The organism is Neisseria sp. HMSC074B07 (assembly GCF_001810355.1).
Classification (GTDB): Bacteria; Pseudomonadota; Gammaproteobacteria; order Burkholderiales; family Neisseriaceae; genus Neisseria.
The window spans coordinates 1-16,784 of the sequence record NZ_KV800885.1; the positions used below are offsets into that span (position 1 = coordinate 1).

Sequence of the window (16,784 nt, forward strand, 5' to 3'; positions counted from 1 at the left end):
TTACTGTCCTATTTTGATTTTAATTGACTATATTAGTTTTTGGAATGATTTTATAAGGTATAAATTTGCGGCAAAAGGTCGTCTGAAAACTTTTCAGACGACCTTTTCATTACCTCAACCTTACTATCAAGCCGCGTTGTCGAAGCCGCTGTGGCGCAACAGTGCGTCTATGCTCGGTTCGCGTCCGCGGAAGGCTTTGAAGGATTCCGCCGCGCTGCGGGAGCCGCCGACGGCGAGGATTTCCTGCCAGAAGCGTTTGCCTGTGGCGGCGACGTCGTCGCTTTCTTCAAAGGCGGCGTAGGCGTCGGCGCTGAGGACTTCGGCCCATGCGTAGCTGTAATAGCCTGCGGAGTAGCCGACGGCGAAGATGTGGCTGAAGCTCAAGGCAAAGCGGTTGTATTCGGGCGGTTGGATGACGGCGACTTCTTTGCGCACGCTGTCTAAAACCTGCGGCCAGTTTTTCAGACGGCCTTCGTCGTCTTCGCTGTAAATGGTCATGTCGAAGAGGGCGAACTCCATCTGGCGGACGAGGAACAGGCCTCGTTGGAAGTTTTTGGCGGCGAGCATTTTGTCGAAGAGTTCTTTCGGCAGGGCGGCGCCGGTTTCTTCGTGGGCGGACATTTGTGCCAAGACGTCGTATTCCCAGACGAAGTTTTCCATAAACTGGCTGGGCAGCTCGACTGCGTCCCACTCGACGCCGTTGATGCCGGATACGCCCAGTTCGTCCACTTGGGTGAGCAGGTGGTGCAGGCCGTGGCCGGTTTCGTGGAAGAGGGTAAGGATTTCGTCATGGGAGAGGCGGGCTTCTTTGCCGCCGACGGGCGGGGTGAAGTTGCAGACGAGGTAGGCGGTGGGCAGTTGCAGCGTGCCGTCGGCGAAGCGGCGGCGGCCTTTGTAGTCGTTCATCCACGCGCCGCCGCGTTTGCCTTCGCGGGCGTAGAGGTCCATATAGACGCCGCCTATGGTTTTGCCGTCTTGCTCCAGCTCGAAGTAGCGCACGTCTTTGTGCCAGACGGGAACGGTTTTTTCGGCGAATCCGATGCCGTAGAGTTTTTTGATTTGGGCGAACAGGCCTGCCAGGACTTTGCTGACGGGGAAGTATTTTTTGACTTCGGTTTCGCTGAATGCGTATTTGGCTTCGCGCAGTTTTTCGCTGGCGTAGCTCAAATCCCACGGCTGCGGGTCGGCGAGGTTCAGGCGTTCGCGGGCGAAGGCTTTGACTTCGGCGAGGTCTTTTTCGGCGTAGGGTTTGGCGCGGCGGGCGAGGTCGTGCAGGAAGGTGAGGACTTGTTCGGGCGTATCCGCCATTTTGGTTGCCAATGACAGCTCGGCGTAGTTTTTGAAGCCGAGCAGTTTGGCGGTTTGCAGGGCGTTTTCGAGGGTGCGGTTGATGTTGGCGGTGTTGTCGAATTTGCCGTCGTCTGAAAGTTCGCTAGCGCGGGTAACGTAGGCGCGGTAGATTTGTTCGCGCAGTTCGCGGTTGTCGGCGTATTGGATGACGGCGAGGTAGTGCGGAATCTGCAAACCGATTTTGTAGCCTGTTTTGCCTTCGCTTTGCGCGGCGGCGGCAAACATGGCGAGCGAGTCTTCGGGGATGCCGGCAAGCGGTGCGGCGTCGTCAAAGTAGAGGGCGAAGGCGTCGGTTGCGTCTAAGACGTTTTGCGAGAATTTGGCGGAGAGTTGCGCGCCTTCGGTTTGCAGTTTTGCCAGCTCTGCCTGCTGTTCAGGCGGCAATTCCGCGCCGCTGAGGACGAAATCGCGCAGGTCGTGGTTGAGCTTGGTTTGCTGTGCAGGGGAGAGGGTGGCGAATTCGGGGGAATTTTTGATGGTTTTGAAGCGGTTGTACAGCTCGATGTCTTGTCCGATTTCGGTGAAGAAGACGGTGATTTCGGGCATCAGTTCGTTATAGACGGCGCGCAGTTCGGGCGTATCGACGACGGAGTTGAGGTGCGACACGACGCCCCAAATCCTGCCGACGCGTTCGGTGATGTCGGTCAGTCGCTCGACGGTGTTTGCCCAGTCGGTGTGCGTTTGGGCTTTGACTTCGGCAATCTGCGCGCGCGCTTCGGCGATGGCGGTTTGCAGGGCGGGTTTGATGTCGGCGGTTTGGATGGCGTCAAAACGGGGTTCTTCGCCCAAATGGAGCAGTACGTTGTCGGTCATGGATGGGATTCCTTTGTGTGGGTGGCGGGTTCGGACGGAGGTCGTCTGAAAAATGGCTGCCGCCTGAGTCAATGGGAAAATGGGGATAATGTGTGTCTGGGGTTTTAGGTTTGCCGTTCGGGCGAACCGATTGTGTTTTCAGACGACCTGTTTGGATTCGGGGTCGTCTGAAAACGATGGGGCAAACGATAGGGGAGATATAGTGCCATCGCGTCAGGCTTAAAGCGTCTTTCCCTGTTTTTACGCTATTCTGCGCCGCGCGGGTTGGATTTGAGCGGGGCGGCGAGGTCGAGGCTCATCGGTGTGCCGGCGGGGGCGAATACGGCTTGTGCGATATTGGTTTGCAACGAATCGGCAAACGCGCCGCGGTAGATTTTCGCGCCTTGGTGGGTCAGGTTGGATTGTACGTCGACATAGACTTCGCCGCCGATTTGCTGCCACAGGCGGCAGAACGTGTAGTCTTCGGAAAGGTAGCGTTTGCTTTCGGGATCGACCATGCAGTCGAAAAATCGGTAGTGCAGCCCTTTGTCTTCGCGCTTGTAGTCGCTGTCGGAGATGTAGTTCAGCTCGGGGTAGGCGGCCATCATTTTTTCGAACACGCTGCGTTTGATGACCATGAATCCGGTCGGCGCGTCATCGACTTTCATAAAACCTTCTTCATCGACGCGCAGGACGATTTCGCCGTTTTCGTTTTTATCACCTGTGTTGACGGTGTAGGCGGTGTACATCCGCTCGAAATCCGCTTGGGTCGTGCCGGCAGGAACGCCTTCGTCAGGCCAGTTTTCGCGTTTCAACGGATAAATGCCGGCAACGACGTCTTTGTCTGCCAAAAGCAGGCGGTAGAACGCTTCGGCGGAAAAACCGATGTCGGAGTCTATCCAGAAGAGGTGCGTCCATTCTTTGTTTTCTAAAAAGGTCGCCACGCAATTATTGCGCGCGCGGGTAATCAGGCTCTCGCCGCGCTGCATCATCACTTGCAGCGGCCAGCCGTTTTGCGCGCTGGTGTGGACGATATTGAGCAGCGAAAGGACGTAATTGTGGAAATATTTCCCGTCGTGGCTGGGGGTCATGATGACGGGGTACATTTGCGTAAGGGCGGATTCGGGCAACATAGTATTTTCCTGATTATTAATAGATTATGGGGTTAAGCTTGAGGGTTTAGCAGGCGGTATTGTACGCGCAAAAACTCATCCAACACCGCCTGCTGGATTTCTAAACGCTTCGCCACGGGCGAGGCATAGCGCACAATGATAAGGTACACCTTGTCGTCATGCGGCACGCGGGTTACGCGCGGCTGGGCGGCGGGTGTAATAAATAATTTCTCCGCCTGAACATTATCCAAATGCTGCTGGATGGCAGGCACATAAGGTCGGCACAAAGGCTCGAGTACGGCTTTCAGACGACCTACAATCTCATCTGAATCCAAATGAATCGGCACGGGAATCTCCACCGTATGAATCACATAATCGCCCAAGATATTGTCGCGGCGGACGGAATGGTTCAAAAGCAGGCTGTTGGGAAACGACAGCGTTTTGCCCGAAAGCTGACCGACCAACGGGTTCGGACCGATCTGCATCATCAGCGTGTTCAAAAGATTAATATCAACCACGCGCCCGCGCAGACCGTCAACTTCGATGTAGTCGCCGACCGAATATTGTTTCGTTACCGAGCGCAGGATGCTGCCTGACAAACACATAATCAGCTCTTTAGTTGCCACCACAATCGCCGCTGCTACCGCAAACATCGACAGCGCCAGCGTCTGAATTTGTGTCGCCCAAATTACCGCCAGTCCGAAAATGGTCAAAATCAGCGTCAGATTGCGGCTGAGTACCAAAGAGCGGCGTTTTTCCTCAATGCTGTAATGCGGATGGCGGCGCAGATACAGGTTCAGTAAAATACCCCGCAAAACCAGCAGCGCCACCACCATCAGCACCGATTCCACGACTTCCTCGCGCACCGGCAGGGTATGCAGCCATTGCCGTACTGTGTCCCACATAGTGAAAAATCCTATATTTATCTTGATATTGTTTTCAGACGACCCGCAAACCATCGGTATAAGCTGCCAAGCCGTCTAGGAAATGACATTATAAATGATAACGAATGGAGAGGTCGTCTGAAACATTCGCAAGAGTCATATCATTAAAATTGTGCGTTCAGACGACCTTTAAGAACTATAATGATATACCGTAACACTATGTTAATAAAGAAGAAATTGTTTACTGAGATGCCAAAAAAGGATAATATAGGGGCGTAACCTAAAGGGTTTGAATTCAACTGCCGATAAAGAGGAATCAAAATGACTTGCAAAATCCACGATCATCACGATCATACCCACGGCGCCGGTTGCGGCCATACCGCCATCAAACACGACGATCACACCGACTATCTGCACGACGGTCATCTGCATCACGAGCACAACGGTCATTACGACGAACACAGCTTAAGCGTCAATGAAACCAACCCCGACGGCTGCCATCCCGTCGATACCTGCCAAGGCCACGTTCACGGCGAAGGCTGCGGCCACGAAGCCGTACCGCACGGCGATCACACCGACTACATCGTCAACGGCCGCCTGCACCACCAACACGGCGACCACTGCGACGATCACGGTCCGGTCGAGATTGTGAAGTAAGCGCAATAGAAGCGGTTTCTTCTGAAATAAGCGTTAAGAACAAAAGGTCGTCTGAAAATGCTGCTTCCGTAAAAAACGGAATGGTGTTTTCAGACGACCTTTTTGTGTTTTCCATCTCATTGAGAAGGAGGGGGAGGGGTAAATGGCTTTATTTTTTGTTTGTTAAACCAGGTTCTATTAGATAGTTATGTTCTATCGTTTATAATTTTAATAAGTCCGATAAACTATCATCTTCTTCTGTTGCAACCGTATATTTCTCTTGCGCCCATTCACCTAAGTCAATCAATCGGCAGCGTTGACTGCAAAAAGGCCGGTATTTGCTCTCTTCATTCCATATCACCGGCTTTTGACAGGTCGGACATTTTACAGTCGTTACTTCAGTCATTATTTGTTCCTTACAAATCATTTATGCTTTGTCTGTTGATTGAAATATTTCACGTTAGGGCAATGATGTACCAAATTTCGAGCTGCCGGAATATCCCAGATAAAACCTATGCAGTCCCTGAATTTTTTGGGTCAATTCAGATAAAGTCCCTTCATTTTCTAAGACATCATCTGCATAGAGCAGCCGCGTTTTGCGGCTGGCCTGAGTGTTCATAATGCGCTTGATCTCTTCTGTATTCAAACCGCTTCTTTGCTGAACGCGAAGAATTTGGGTTGCTTCAGAAACGTCGATAACCAATACTCTATCGACAGCCGCTAAAAATTCCGGATTTTCAATCAGCAAAGGTACATCGATGATGCCGTATGCTGCGTTAGGATAGCGGGTTTTTGCAGATTTGATTTCATTTAAAATCAAAGGCAGCAACACCTCTTCCAATTCTTTTTTGGCTTGAGGTCGTCTGAAAACAAGATCCCTCAAAGCAGCACGGTTCAGACTGTTTTGGGTATGAAAAACCTTGTCGCCAAAAAGACAGCGGATAGCCGGTAATGCTATACCGTTATCCGCCGTCAGGTTTCGACTCAGGGCGTCGGCATCAATGTGCGGGACACCCAAATCAGAAAATATTTTTGCTGCTTGAGATTTCCCGCTGCCGATACCACCCGTCAAACCTATCCATAAAGTCATATTAAAACCCTGATTTGGTCAGCCACCAAGTGACTGCACGATGTACCGGCTCATTAGCTACCAAAATAATCCAGCCGGCAATAGCCAAACTCGGACCGAAAGCAAAATATTGTCCTTTGGCAACCCGTCCGATAATCGCACCAATCAGACCAATTAACGCTGCCATAAAGACCAATACAGGTAAAATGCCGACACCAAGCCATGCACCTAGTGCAGCCAGCAATTTAAAATCGCCGTTACCCATACCGATTTTTCCAGTCAAAAGCTTATAGATAAAACACAACAGCCATAAGTTCATATAGCCGAAAACTGCACCTAAAACGGCGGATTCCAACGGCACGAATGTGCCATTCAAATTAAACAGCAAACCTAACCATATCAACGGCAGGGTCAGGCTGTCGGGTAAATATTGAGTATCCGCATCGATAAAGGTTAATGCAATCAATAGCGCAGTCAATATCAAACCGCCAAATGCAGCCATCGTCCAGCCATATTGCCACGCCACTACGCCAAACAATATACCGGTCAATAATTCGATTAAGGGATAACGGATGCTGATGGGCGTTTTACACGCACCACATTTACCGCCAAGCATCAGATAACTGACAATCGGAATATTTTGCCAAGCCTTTACCGGAGCATGACACTTAGGGCAGCGTGAATCCGGTTTCATCAAATTGAATGGTTGCTGCTCTTCTTCCGTTAATTCAAGTTGCAAATGCTCTTTCGCAAACTGAGTCCAGCCGCGTTCCATCATAACAGGAACGCGGTAAATGACGACATTAAGGAAACTTCCGATTAACAAACCAACAATGACAGATAAAGGAATAGCAAATGGCGCTAATGTATCCAAAGATTCCAGCATATTAACCTACTACGTTACCGAGGTTAAACAGCGGCAGATACATTGCTACCAACAATGTTCCGATGATGGCGCCTAAAACTACCATAATGATGGGCTCCATCAGTGAGGATAATTGTGCTACAGAGTTATCAACTTCATCTTCGTAAAATTCAGCAGCCTTATTCAACATATCATCAAGGGAACCGGATTCTTCACCAATAGCGGCCATTTGAATAACCATATTGGGGAACATATCCGTACTTTGCATACTCGAAGTCAAAGAAAGACCTTGAGTAACTTTCGCACGAATGTCTTGTGTTGCCTCCTCATAAAGGATATTACCGGCTGCTCCTGCTACTGAATCTAAAACTTCTACCAAAGGTACGCCTGCGGCAAACAAGGTGGAAGTGGTACGAGCCCACCGAGCAATAGTCGCTTTACGGACAATCGGACCAAAAATTGGTAAACGTAAGATCATTGCATCTATACGTTTTTGGAAACTTGTTGATTTTTCATGTAGTTTATAAACACCAAAACAAACGGCAATAAAGATAACGATCATCAGCCATCCATATTCCACAAAAATTTTGGAAATATCCATAACAATTTGGGTTAAGTCAGGCAGTTTCGCTCCCATGCTTTCGTAAACCTTACCAAATTCAGGCAATACCCAGCGCATCATCACAAAAATCAATGCTATTGCAACAACAACAATAGAAATTGGGTATGTCAGCGCGGTTTTCACTTTTTTCTTAATGGCTTGCGTTTTCTCTTTATATACAGCAAGTTTATCCAACAGGCTTTCCAAAACACCGCCAGCTTCGCCGGCCGCAATCAGATTGCAATAAAAACGGTCGAAATATTTTGGGTATTTGGCAAATGATTTACCTAATGCACTACCTTGTTCCACATCTGCACGGACTTGCATCAACATTTCAGTCATGGATGGGTTGGAGTGTCCGCGTGCGACAATTTCAAAAGCCTGCATTAAAGGCAGACCTGCTTTCATCATGGTGGCAAGTTGACGGGTAAAGACAGTAATGTCTTCCTGAGTAATACGACGCTTTTTAGTTGCCTTTACTTTACTGATACGTAAAGGGCGTATCCCGCGACGTTGGAGCTTTTTACGCGCTTCTTCTTCGTCTTTGGCGACTACTTCGCCTCGGACTAATTGATCCGTATTGGTATTTTTACCTTCAAACGTAAAACGTTTGCCTTTATTTTTTTGAGCGAATAAGCCTCTTTTTTGCTCTGCTTGAGCCATTTTGTTACCCCTTGGTTTAATGTTTAAGAATGAAGAAAACAAAAGTCCCCGTGTTTCTTCGATTCAATGGTTTAATCGTTAGTGTGAGCAATCACTTCTTCTAATGAAGTCAACCCTTGCATAACTTTTAATAAGCCTGCACGGCGTAAATCGACCATGCCTTCTTTATAGGCCATGTTCATAATATCAACTTCCGTACCATTATTCATAATGACACGTTGCATTTCCTCGGTAATCGGCATTACTTCGTAGACACCGACACGGCCTTTAAAGCCTTTACCACGACAACTATCGCAACCGACAGGACGGTAGAGTTTCCAATCCTTTGCTAAATCCTCATCTGTAAATCCTGCTTTTTTTAATGCGGGAACTGGAGGACGTTCAACCTCACGCTTACAGCTCGAACACAGACGACGCAATAGTCGTTGCGCCATAATTAAGCTGACGGAACTGGCAATGTTGAATGGGGCAACCCCCATGTTCAACATACGGGATAGGGTCGCAGGCGCGTTATTGGTATGCAACGTTGAAAACACCATATGTCCGGTTTGTGCCGCTTTGATGGCAATATCCGCGGTTTCCAAGTCCCGAATCTCACCTACCATGATAATGTCAGGGTCTTGTCGCAAGAAAGATTTCAACGCCGCAGCAAAAGTCAAACCTTGTTTATCATTGACGTTGACTTGGTTGATGCCGGGCAAATTAATCTCGGCCGGGTCTTCTGCGGTGGAAATATTGACGTCTTCTGTATTTAAAATATTCAAGCAAGTATAAAGTGATACGGTTTTACCGGAGCCTGTCGGACCTGTTACCAATACCATGCCATAAGGCCGATGAATAGCCTCAAGCAGCATTTCTTTTTGGAAAGGCTCAAATCCCAGTTGGTCAATATTTAAAGTTGCTGCATCAGAATTCAGAATACGCATTACCACTTTTTCGCCAAAAAGCGTAGGTAACGTACTTACACGAAAATCAATGGGGCGACCGTGTTTATGGAAAGCAATCTGAATACGACCATCTTGCGGTACGCGTTTTTCCGAAATGTCCAAACGCGCCATTACTTTGATGCGTGAAGCCAGCTGTCCGCGTACAGCAACAGGGGGTTGAACCACTTCCCTTAGCTGTCCATCTACACGAAAACGGACACGAGCCATTTGTTCATAAAATTCGAAATGTATATCGGATGCGCCTGCATTTAGTGCATCTGATAAAGTTTTGTGAATAAAGCGTGGAATAGGTCCATCTTCAGCCTCTTCGTTGTCAATATAAAGCGCCTGAGAGGGCTGGGCAGCTTCTTGTTCTTCACTAATTTCTTTTAAGATGGTGGTAGAACGTTGTCCTAACCATTCTAAAAGGGAGCTTAACTGATCGTCAGGTACGACAACTAAATCTATCGTCACACCTGAAGAAAAAGTGATTTTTTGGAAGTTTTGGATTTGTGTCGGGTCTGATACGGCCAGATAAACTTTACGGCCGCGACGAAATATGGGTATGCATCGATTTTGAACCATCTGTTCTTCGCTTAAAACATCAGTTATGACATTGCTGCGAGGATAATGATGCAAATCCAATAAGGGGTAGCTGAATACACGTGCAACTAATTCTCCTAAACTTCTAGGAGAGATGATGCCGTCCGCAAAAAGCATGGGTAAGATTTCTTTCCCTGATTTCAAGGCATTGCCGTAATGTTCAGCTTGTGCATTTGTAATGGTCTGGCTTTGAAGCAGTACGCGTAATAGTCCGATACTCATTATTCAATTATCCATTTCTTGTATAACCTTTTATACAGTAAATATTTTCAGGCATCATGCCGATGAAATATCTTACAAAAAGGAGATCCCCATTGGTTACTTGATATTTTGTATTTAACTGTATTAAAAGGAAATTTTATTTTAAGTGTTTTTATTTATTGTTAAGGAATAATATGATATTCCGATGGTATGTGCAATCCCTTATTTATGCAGAATATTATAGGGAGGGTGGTTTGGAAATTTTTAAGGAGTCGCTATTATAAGGCAAACAATACAGTTGCAACACTTCTCGGCGGAACTTTGTATGAGACTCTCTTGGAGTGATTGCTTTGGATGCTGTTTCTAGCGGGATAATTTGGTGGTATTTAAGAGACAGTATGGTGGGGATAGACCACATGTAGGTCGTCTGAAAACTAAAAATGCGAAAAGCCGAATCATGTTTGAGTACATGATCCGGCTTTGATTTGATATGAGCGACTATTTCAGTAAATTAAGTCAATTAAAAATAGGGACTCAGTTCATTAGTCGATAATTTATTGGCGAATACGAGTTTGTGCGGGAGCAGGTGCAACTTCGCGAATAATGACTTCACGAACAACTTGAGGTTCTGCTTTTTTCGGACCGCAGCCTTCAGGCATCCAATAGAATGATTGGGCATTTTTGTCTTTATCAAACAGAATTTTGAATTGGCAAGTTTTGTGTTCGCCATTTTCACGGTAGTTGAACAAGTAGTCCCACTCGCGCACGCCATAAAGACCTTCTTGGAAGTGAGGACGTCCAATCAGTTCATAGATTTGGTCTTTATTCATGCCGGCTTCAATTTGACGGACATTATCCCAGTTTGGCCAAGAACCATGTTGGGTACCATCGTGACGCAGGGTGGTTTTGGCTGCATCAGGCCATACGGGATTGTCAGTAGTGCCTTCTTTGCTAACTTTGCTCAGATTGCCACAGGCTGCCAAGGAGAGTGCTGCAATCGCAGGCAATACAAATTTCGATAATTTCATGTTTTTTCCTTTTATATCAAATCTTTGATAGATGGAGATGATTTTAAACCATCCCCTCTAGGTCTTACCATTGGTAGCCGACGCTTCCGCCCCAGTTGACATCTTTGCGGGTGTTCACGCTTACGCCGGTTTTGATAGACCATTTGTTGTTATCGGAATTATGTGCATAACCAACAGCAATTGCTTGTTGACCACGATAGCCACCTACAGCTGCAGAAACGATACTTTTACCTGCTTCGTTCGGACGTTGCAGGAAGCCGATTGCAGTAGCACCAGCGATACCTGCACGCAGGTCTTTGTTCATATCGTTGATACGGTCTTGGAGGTTATTGATAACGATGGTGTTGCCGTTTGTTTGTGCGGCTACTTGGTACAGTTGGCTGCCGTTGATGGCATCTGTGCTGGTAGGTGTGATACGGCCGGCTGCAACATTGGTGATTGTGCGTTCGTTACCTGCTGAGCCTACACTTACTGTAGATGTAGGATTAGTACCGGCAAAACCACTGTAAGTTACGCCGTTTACAGTAGCGCTGTTAGTGCCTACTGCAGCAGAAGTAGTAGAATTTGCGCCTAAAGCAACAGAGTATTCATCACTTGCAATCGCTCCGCGACCGATAGCGACAGAAGAGCCGCCTTTAGCTTGGGCCTGCAGACCAGAAGCGACGCTGGCGTTTCCAGTAGCTTGGGAAGCAGGACCTGTTGCAACAGAGTAGTTGCCGCTGGCGACGGAAGAAGAACCTACTGCAGCCGCAGAAGTACCGCTGGCTTGAGCTTTTTGACCTACTGCAACGGTGTAAGCGCCGGTTGCTTGAGTACCTTGTCCGACAGCGGTGGAGGCAGGAGCTGTAGCATTAGAGCCGGAGCCAAATGCGGTAGAAGACAGGCCTTCAGCGACAGAGGAAGAACCTACTGCAGTGCTGCTGTTGCCTTTTGCGGCAGCTTGGCGACCGATAGCGGTAGCTGCATTAGCAGTTGCACTGGCACCTTGACCGAAAGCTGCAGCGGCAGTGCCTTCAGCTTTGGAGAGTGTGCCAACTGCAGTAGCAGATTCATGTTCAGCAGTGGTTTCAGTACCAATTGCAACAGTGCTGTGGCTTTTTGCGCTGGCTTGAATGCCAACAGCCACGCCGTAACGGCCAGTTGCGCCCTTGCTGTCATAGTTGCCGCGGACGGGTTCGTTGTTATCGTTAATGCTTACATATGAAGCATTTGTCAGCGCTGCTGCAAATGCAGGTGAAGCAGAAACAAGACCTGCGGCTGCCAATGACAAAGCCACTGTTTTGTTGAGCGCGGTAAAACGATTCATGTGTGTTTTGTGTTTCATAATTATCTCCCTGATAAAAACACATAAATAATAATATGGATGAATCTATATATTTTGCATATTTTAATTGACAAATATATGCCGTTTATCTAATATGCATACCACTGGTCATCGAGCAGTAGTAAAATACATAAAATTTTATTTCTAAAAAATAAAATTGATTCAGAAAACAAATGGTTCGAAGCACGATTTGCTACTTCGTACATGATCACCATTATATGAAGTTCCTTATTTTGTATTTATTATTTTTTTTTATCAAATATTAACTTCATTATAAAAAAACAATCGATTTCCTCATTATCTATATGTAATATATAACAAAAAAAATAATAACACATATAATATATTTATGTTTTTTGATTTATTTTGGTTTTAAATTGCGTTTTTTGCTTTTTAGTTAATTAAAAATATCTTATTTTTTTCGGTTTGGTCATTGTTGAAATCAAGCGTTGCATTTTATATATTTAATATGGTAGGAAATTTTATATGAAGATATATTTTTTCTACTGGAAATGATATTTTTCTTTTTTGTCTCTCTGTTAATTATTCCATAGATTTGTGTTGTATTTTCGATACTTGTGCCATGGTGTGGATAAGAGGTATTTTTGTTTGGATGGTATATATTGGGATAAGCTGAGATTTGTAAAGACAATCCGAGTTTTCAGACGACCTTTTAGTCAAAAATAAAGCCCGATTATTGCAATCGGGCTTTATTGGTTTGTGGTTGTATCATTCAATCACGATTTTCGGGAAGCGGCTGCTGAAATCTTTGCCTTTGTCTGCAATGGTCAGTGCGATTTGGAAGGCCGCGTCGGTATAGATTTTGGCAATGGCGGGATGTTCGTCAAACAACTGTTTCGCCGCGCCGCCGTCCATTGCTTCGCGCACAGGCAGGCTTAACGGAAGCTGTCCGAGCAGCGGGACATTCAGACGACCTGCCAGGTTTTTGCCGCCTTCCGAACCGAAAATAGCTTCAGCGTGGCCGCAGTTGGAGCAGATATGTACCGACATGTTTTCCAGTACGCCGAAAATCGGAATATTGACTTTGTGGAACATATCGACTGCTTTGCGCGCGTCAATCAGGGCAATGTCTTGCGGCGTGGTAACGACGACCGAACCGGTTACGGGGATTTTTTGCGACAGGGTGAGTTGGATGTCGCCAGTACCCGGCGGCAGGTCGATGAAGAGGTAGTCCACTTCGTCCCACTCGCTTTGGAACATCAACTGCTGCAAGGCTTGGCTGACCATCGGGCCGCGCCAAACGACGGCTTGGTCGGTATCGACCAGAAAGCCGATGGACATCACTTGGATGCCGCTTTCGGCTTCGACGGGAATCAGTTTTTTGTTTTGTTGGTCAGGTTTGCGGTCTTGCACGCCCAACATGGTCGGCTGGCTCGGACCGTAGAGGTCGGCATCCAGTACGCCCACGCGTGCGCCCATGCGTGCCATGGCGGTGGCAAGATTGGCGGTGGTGGTGGATTTGCCGACACCGCCTTTGCCGGATGCAACGGCGATAATGTTTTTGACGCCTTTGATGGTGGCAACGCCGGGCTGTACTTTGTGCGTTGTGATTTCCGTGTCGATGCTGAGGTGGATATGCGCGTCGCCCGTGATGCCGATGACGGCTTCTTGCAGGCTGTTGGCGATGTCGGCGGCGATGTGGCCGACGGGGAATCCGAATTTCAGTCCGATATGGAGGCCGTCGGAACGTTCTTCCAACAGTTGGACGGCTTTTTCACTGCCGAGCGTGCGTTCGGTACCGGGGATTTTTACTGCTTCCAGTGCAGTTTGAATGGCTGCGATATTCATGGCGTATCTCTGGTTGATAGGGGACGATAATTGAATGAAGGATGATTCATGTTTGGTGTGTTAAATACAGGAAATACGGTAGGTATGGTATGAAAGATACGGATCCATATTTCAGGAAAAATGCGTGAGTGCTGTAATAAATTTTCTTACAATAAAAACTGTATCTAAAGTCATCAAAATTAATTTAAATATTATTAAAAATATAGAGTTTTTATACAATAAATTATCAGGTTGGTCATGATATTTTATGTAATTATATTTCTGAACTTTATATTATGTCTCAATGAATATGAATGAGCTGAGTGGTGAATGTTAATCCCAATTTGCGGCAAGTTCATTTGCTATTTTGAGTCGTTCTGTAGTGCCGACATCCAGCCATAATCCATTGTGTTGCTCGCCGGTAACGCGGTGTTGGTTCATGGCTTCCCTCAATAGAGGTGCGAGTTTGGCGATTTGATTGGCGGGTGTGTTTTGGAAGAAGTCGGGGTGATATATGCCTACGCCGCTGAAAGTTAGCGCGATTCCTTCGGTTTTATTGGAGTGTACCTGTCCATCGGGAGAAATGGAAAAATCGCCCTCCGGATTGTGCGGGGGATTGGGAACCAACCAAATATGTGCCAGTAGGTTGGATGTTTGTAGGGATGTGGCAGCCTGTCGGGCGGCGTTGAAGTCGATATCGGTCAAAACATCTCCGTTGATGACAAGGAAAGGGGCGTCGCCCAGTAAGGGTAGGGCGGTAGCGATTCCGCCGGCAGTCTCCAGTCCGCCTGTCGATTCGGGAGAGTAGGCTATGCTGACTCCGTATTGTGCACCGTTACCAAGTGTGGCTTCGATTTGTTCGCCTAGCCATGCGTGATTGATGACGATTTCGGTGAAACCTGCGTTTTTCAGACGACGTATATGCCAGCCGATGAGTGGTTCGCTGCCGACTTTTAGAAGTGGTTTGGGTGTGTGGTCGGTCAGGGGGCGCATCCTTTCTCCGCGTCCTGCTGCCAGTATCATTGCTTTCATGGCTGTCCTTGTTTGGGATGGGATTATATAGTGGATTAACTTTAAACCAGTACGGCGTTGCCTCGCCTTGGCTCAAAGAGACATTCTCTAAGGTGCTGAAGCACCAAGTGAATCGGTTTCTGTACTGTCTCTGTACTGTCTGCGGCTTCGTCGCCTTGTCCTGATTTAGTTAAGCCACTATAGTCATTTGATGTGAAAGTATACAGTGTTGTGCCGTCAGGATTCAAAGGGAATGATACTTTGGTTATCGGTGTATTGATTGGTCGTTGATGAGGGGGTACGGAATCAATAGGTCGTCTGAAAACGAAGATGGGTTTTCAGACGACCTTGTGTTCAGGCCAATGATTTGAATTGTCGGCGGAAATACAGTAGCGCTGGGTTGTCGGTGTGGGTTGTGGTGATTTCATCGATGCGGACATAAAAGATGAAATGTGTGCCGATTTCGTGTTGATCGATAATGTGGCCGTGTAAATGGGTCAGTGCGCCTTCAACTTCGAGTTGACCGGTTTGCCCTCTATGCCAAATGTGGTATTCGAAGCGTTCTTCGGGGGAAAGGTTGGTGAGTCCTGCGAAGTGTTCGGCGACGTCTTGCTGATTTTCTGACAGGGTGTTGATACAGAGGTTTCGGTTTGCCTGCAATATGGGAATGATGCCTGCCTGCCGGTTGATACATAACATAACGGTAGGCGGCTCGTCGGTAATCGGCGCTACGGCTGTCATGGTAATGCCGTAACGTCCGGACTGTCCGTCTGTGGTAATAACATGGACGCCTGCGGCACAGGATGCCATAGCATCGCGGAATGGGCTCTTGAGTGTGTGTGCGGAATCTGTCATTCAGTTTCTTTTATTTTAGTGCCTGCTCAATTTGCGCGAGCTGGCGCAAAAGCTCTTTCAATTCGAGCATTTTTTCTTTGGATAAGATTTTTTCGATGGCGTCATAGCGTTCATCCACTTGCGCGCCTATGGTTTCGTACAGTTTTTCGCCTTCTTGGGTCAGCTTCAGGTAAACGCGGCGCTGGTCGTTAGAGGGTTTCAGGCGTACCGCCAAGCCTGCTTTTTCCAGGCGGGTCAGGATGCCGGTCAGGCTGGGACGTAAGATGCAGGCTTGGTTGGCGAGATCTTGGAAGTCTAATGTGCCGTTTTCTGCCAGAAGGCGGATGATACGCCATTGCTGGTCGGTAATATTGGCTTGGTTCAAAATAGGGCGGAATTGTGTCATCAACGCTTCTCGGGCTTGAATCAGTCCAATATTGATAGATGCATGTTTAGATTGGTTGGGCATTATAAGTCTCCATTGTTATCAAAAATCAAACCGTTGAAGCGCGAGGCAGGTATGCAAAAAGCGTTTTTTATTATAAGCCGCTATTGAAGCGGCAAGGATATATGGGAACAAAAGCATCATTGTTTGGGTATGTTGGGAATACGCTGAACAGTTTGTTTTGATAATAATGTTCCCAAGTTTTCTTATAATCCTATCTTAGTCTATTTTCTGCGCAATCTCAACAAAATCATCAAGTACGGATTTTTTGGGTAATTCATTTCTTTAAAAAACGAATATATTTTGAAACGATGGATATGCCGTATGGTGTTTGGGTTCTTTATATTTTAAGGATTTTAATAGGGGTTTGGTCAGTAGAAGAGGTTCATCAGCCAGATTCTGCTGCGCAATCCCCAATAGCTGCTCAACCCTGAGGTGTGATGTATCATTTTTCCGTTTTTAATCAAAATGATGGTCGGGGTAACGGCAATTTTCCAGTTGGCTGCCAACTGGTCGTCTGAATCGTTAACTGTCGGGAATTGCAGTTGGTGTTCCTTCATATAGGATTGAATCTCTGTATCGGAGCCGGAATGTACGGCGACACCGAGCGTAGGAATACCGTTTTGATGTAGGCGATCGATTGTCGGAGATG

General features: G+C 47.2%; 15 protein-coding genes and 1 pseudogene. 1 reads left to right on the forward strand and 15 read right to left on the reverse strand.

Annotated elements, in window-relative coordinates:
• Positions 1-126: 126 nt before the first annotated feature.
• The 3 genes from HMPREF2726_RS01025 to HMPREF2726_RS01035 all read right to left on the reverse strand — a co-directional run bounded on the left by HMPREF2726_RS01025 (position 127) and on the right by HMPREF2726_RS01035 (position 4,159).
• Positions 127-2,163: a M3 family metallopeptidase gene (locus HMPREF2726_RS01025; RefSeq protein WP_070601901.1), complete on the reverse strand. Its 2,037-nt coding sequence runs from the start codon at positions 2,161-2,163 to the stop codon at positions 127-129.
• Positions 2,164-2,408: 245 nt separating this feature from the next.
• A complete protein-coding gene (locus tag HMPREF2726_RS01030) occupies positions 2,409-3,275 on the reverse strand; it encodes a hypothetical protein (RefSeq protein ID WP_003757139.1) in 867 nt (288 codons plus the stop codon).
• Positions 3,276-3,307: 32 nt separating this feature from the next.
• Positions 3,308-4,159 carry a mechanosensitive ion channel family protein gene (locus HMPREF2726_RS01035; protein ID WP_070601903.1) on the reverse strand — a complete coding sequence of 284 codons (852 nt, stop codon included), beginning with the start codon at positions 4,157-4,159 and terminating at the stop codon, positions 3,308-3,310.
• 300 nt (positions 4,160-4,459) lie between these two features.
• Here HMPREF2726_RS01035 and HMPREF2726_RS01040 point away from each other — a divergent pair, with 300 nt between their 5' ends.
• Positions 4,460-4,795, forward strand: a complete 336-nt coding sequence (locus HMPREF2726_RS01040) for a hypothetical protein (RefSeq protein WP_003744687.1) — start codon at positions 4,460-4,462, stop codon at positions 4,793-4,795.
• Positions 4,796-4,994: 199 nt separating this feature from the next.
• Here HMPREF2726_RS01040 and yacG read toward each other — a convergent pair whose 3' ends face one another.
• From yacG to HMPREF2726_RS01095, 12 genes and pseudogenes are all read right to left on the reverse strand, one after another.
• Positions 4,995-5,180: a DNA gyrase inhibitor YacG gene (gene yacG, locus HMPREF2726_RS12570; protein WP_003763805.1), complete on the reverse strand. Its 186-nt coding sequence runs from the start codon at positions 5,178-5,180 to the stop codon at positions 4,995-4,997.
• 54 nt (positions 5,181-5,234) lie between these two features.
• Entirely contained in the window at positions 5,235-5,864 is a 630-nt protein-coding gene (coaE, locus tag HMPREF2726_RS01045; protein WP_070601905.1) for a dephospho-CoA kinase, read from the reverse strand.
• A 1-nt stretch (position 5,865) separates the two neighbouring features.
• Complete coding sequence (locus tag HMPREF2726_RS01050; protein ID WP_009312801.1) at positions 5,866-6,729, reverse strand: prepilin peptidase; 864 nt, start codon at positions 6,727-6,729, stop codon at positions 5,866-5,868.
• Position 6,730: 1 nt separating this feature from the next.
• Entirely contained in the window at positions 6,731-7,972 is a 1,242-nt protein-coding gene (locus HMPREF2726_RS01055; protein ID WP_009312802.1) for a type II secretion system F family protein, read from the reverse strand.
• 71 nt (positions 7,973-8,043) lie between these two features.
• A complete protein-coding gene (gene pilB / locus HMPREF2726_RS01060) occupies positions 8,044-9,723 on the reverse strand; it encodes a type IV-A pilus assembly ATPase PilB (protein WP_003757129.1) in 1,680 nt (559 codons plus the stop codon).
• Positions 9,724-10,256: 533 nt separating this feature from the next.
• A complete protein-coding gene (bamE, locus tag HMPREF2726_RS01065) occupies positions 10,257-10,730 on the reverse strand; it encodes an outer membrane protein assembly factor BamE (RefSeq protein WP_003757128.1) in 474 nt (157 codons plus the stop codon).
• Between the two features lie 64 nt (positions 10,731-10,794).
• Positions 10,795-12,054, reverse strand: a complete 1,260-nt coding sequence (locus tag HMPREF2726_RS01070) for a YadA family autotransporter adhesin (protein WP_070601907.1) — start codon at positions 12,052-12,054, stop codon at positions 10,795-10,797.
• A gap of 729 nt (positions 12,055-12,783) precedes the next feature.
• The gene (apbC, locus tag HMPREF2726_RS01075) at positions 12,784-13,863 is read right to left on the reverse strand and encodes an iron-sulfur cluster carrier protein ApbC (RefSeq protein ID WP_009312806.1); all 1,080 of its coding nucleotides are present in this window, start codon (positions 13,861-13,863) and stop codon (positions 12,784-12,786) included.
• 312 nt (positions 13,864-14,175) lie between these two features.
• A complete protein-coding gene (gene murU / locus HMPREF2726_RS01080; protein ID WP_009312807.1) occupies positions 14,176-14,874 on the reverse strand; it encodes an N-acetylmuramate alpha-1-phosphate uridylyltransferase MurU in 699 nt (232 codons plus the stop codon).
• Between the two features lie 333 nt (positions 14,875-15,207).
• Complete coding sequence (gene hpaC / locus HMPREF2726_RS01085) at positions 15,208-15,708, reverse strand: 4-hydroxyphenylacetate 3-monooxygenase, reductase component (RefSeq protein WP_036529651.1); 501 nt, start codon at positions 15,706-15,708, stop codon at positions 15,208-15,210.
• A gap of 10 nt (positions 15,709-15,718) precedes the next feature.
• Positions 15,719-16,156 carry a homoprotocatechuate degradation operon regulator HpaR gene (hpaR, locus tag HMPREF2726_RS01090; protein WP_003757119.1) on the reverse strand — a complete coding sequence of 146 codons (438 nt, stop codon included), beginning with the start codon at positions 16,154-16,156 and terminating at the stop codon, positions 15,719-15,721.
• A 347-nt stretch (positions 16,157-16,503) separates the two neighbouring features.
• A pseudogene (locus HMPREF2726_RS01095) lies at positions 16,504-16,784 on the reverse strand (redoxin domain-containing protein); the annotation flags it as partial.

Coding starts and splice junctions, on each gene's coding strand:
- HMPREF2726_RS01025 (WP_070601901.1), bottom strand. CDS start 2,163: ATGACCGACAACGTACTGCTCCATTTGGGCGAAGAACCCCGTTTTGAC.
- HMPREF2726_RS01030 (WP_003757139.1), bottom strand. CDS start 3,275: ATGTTGCCCGAATCCGCCCTTACGCAAATGTACCCCGTCATCATGACC.
- HMPREF2726_RS01035 (WP_070601903.1), bottom strand. CDS start 4,159: ATGTGGGACACAGTACGGCAATGGCTGCATACCCTGCCGGTGCGCGAG.
- HMPREF2726_RS01040 (WP_003744687.1), top strand. CDS start 4,460: ATGACTTGCAAAATCCACGATCATCACGATCATACCCACGGCGCCGGT.
- yacG (WP_003763805.1), bottom strand. CDS start 5,180: ATGACTGAAGTAACGACTGTAAAATGTCCGACCTGTCAAAAGCCGGTG.
- coaE (WP_070601905.1), bottom strand. CDS start 5,864: ATGACTTTATGGATAGGTTTGACGGGTGGTATCGGCAGCGGGAAATCT.
- HMPREF2726_RS01050 (WP_009312801.1), bottom strand. CDS start 6,729: ATGCTGGAATCTTTGGATACATTAGCGCCATTTGCTATTCCTTTATCT.
- HMPREF2726_RS01055 (WP_009312802.1), bottom strand. CDS start 7,972: ATGGCTCAAGCAGAGCAAAAAAGAGGCTTATTCGCTCAAAAAAATAAA.
- pilB (WP_003757129.1), bottom strand. CDS start 9,723: ATGAGTATCGGACTATTACGCGTACTGCTTCAAAGCCAGACCATTACA.
- bamE (WP_003757128.1), bottom strand. CDS start 10,730: ATGAAATTATCGAAATTTGTATTGCCTGCGATTGCAGCACTCTCCTTG.
- HMPREF2726_RS01070 (WP_070601907.1), bottom strand. CDS start 12,054: ATGAAACACAAAACACACATGAATCGTTTTACCGCGCTCAACAAAACA.
- apbC (WP_009312806.1), bottom strand. CDS start 13,863: ATGAATATCGCAGCCATTCAAACTGCACTGGAAGCAGTAAAAATCCCC.
- murU (WP_009312807.1), bottom strand. CDS start 14,874: ATGAAAGCAATGATACTGGCAGCAGGACGCGGAGAAAGGATGCGCCCC.
- hpaC (WP_036529651.1), bottom strand. CDS start 15,708: ATGACAGATTCCGCACACACACTCAAGAGCCCATTCCGCGATGCTATG.
- hpaR (WP_003757119.1), bottom strand. CDS start 16,156: ATGCCCAACCAATCTAAACATGCATCTATCAATATTGGACTGATTCAA.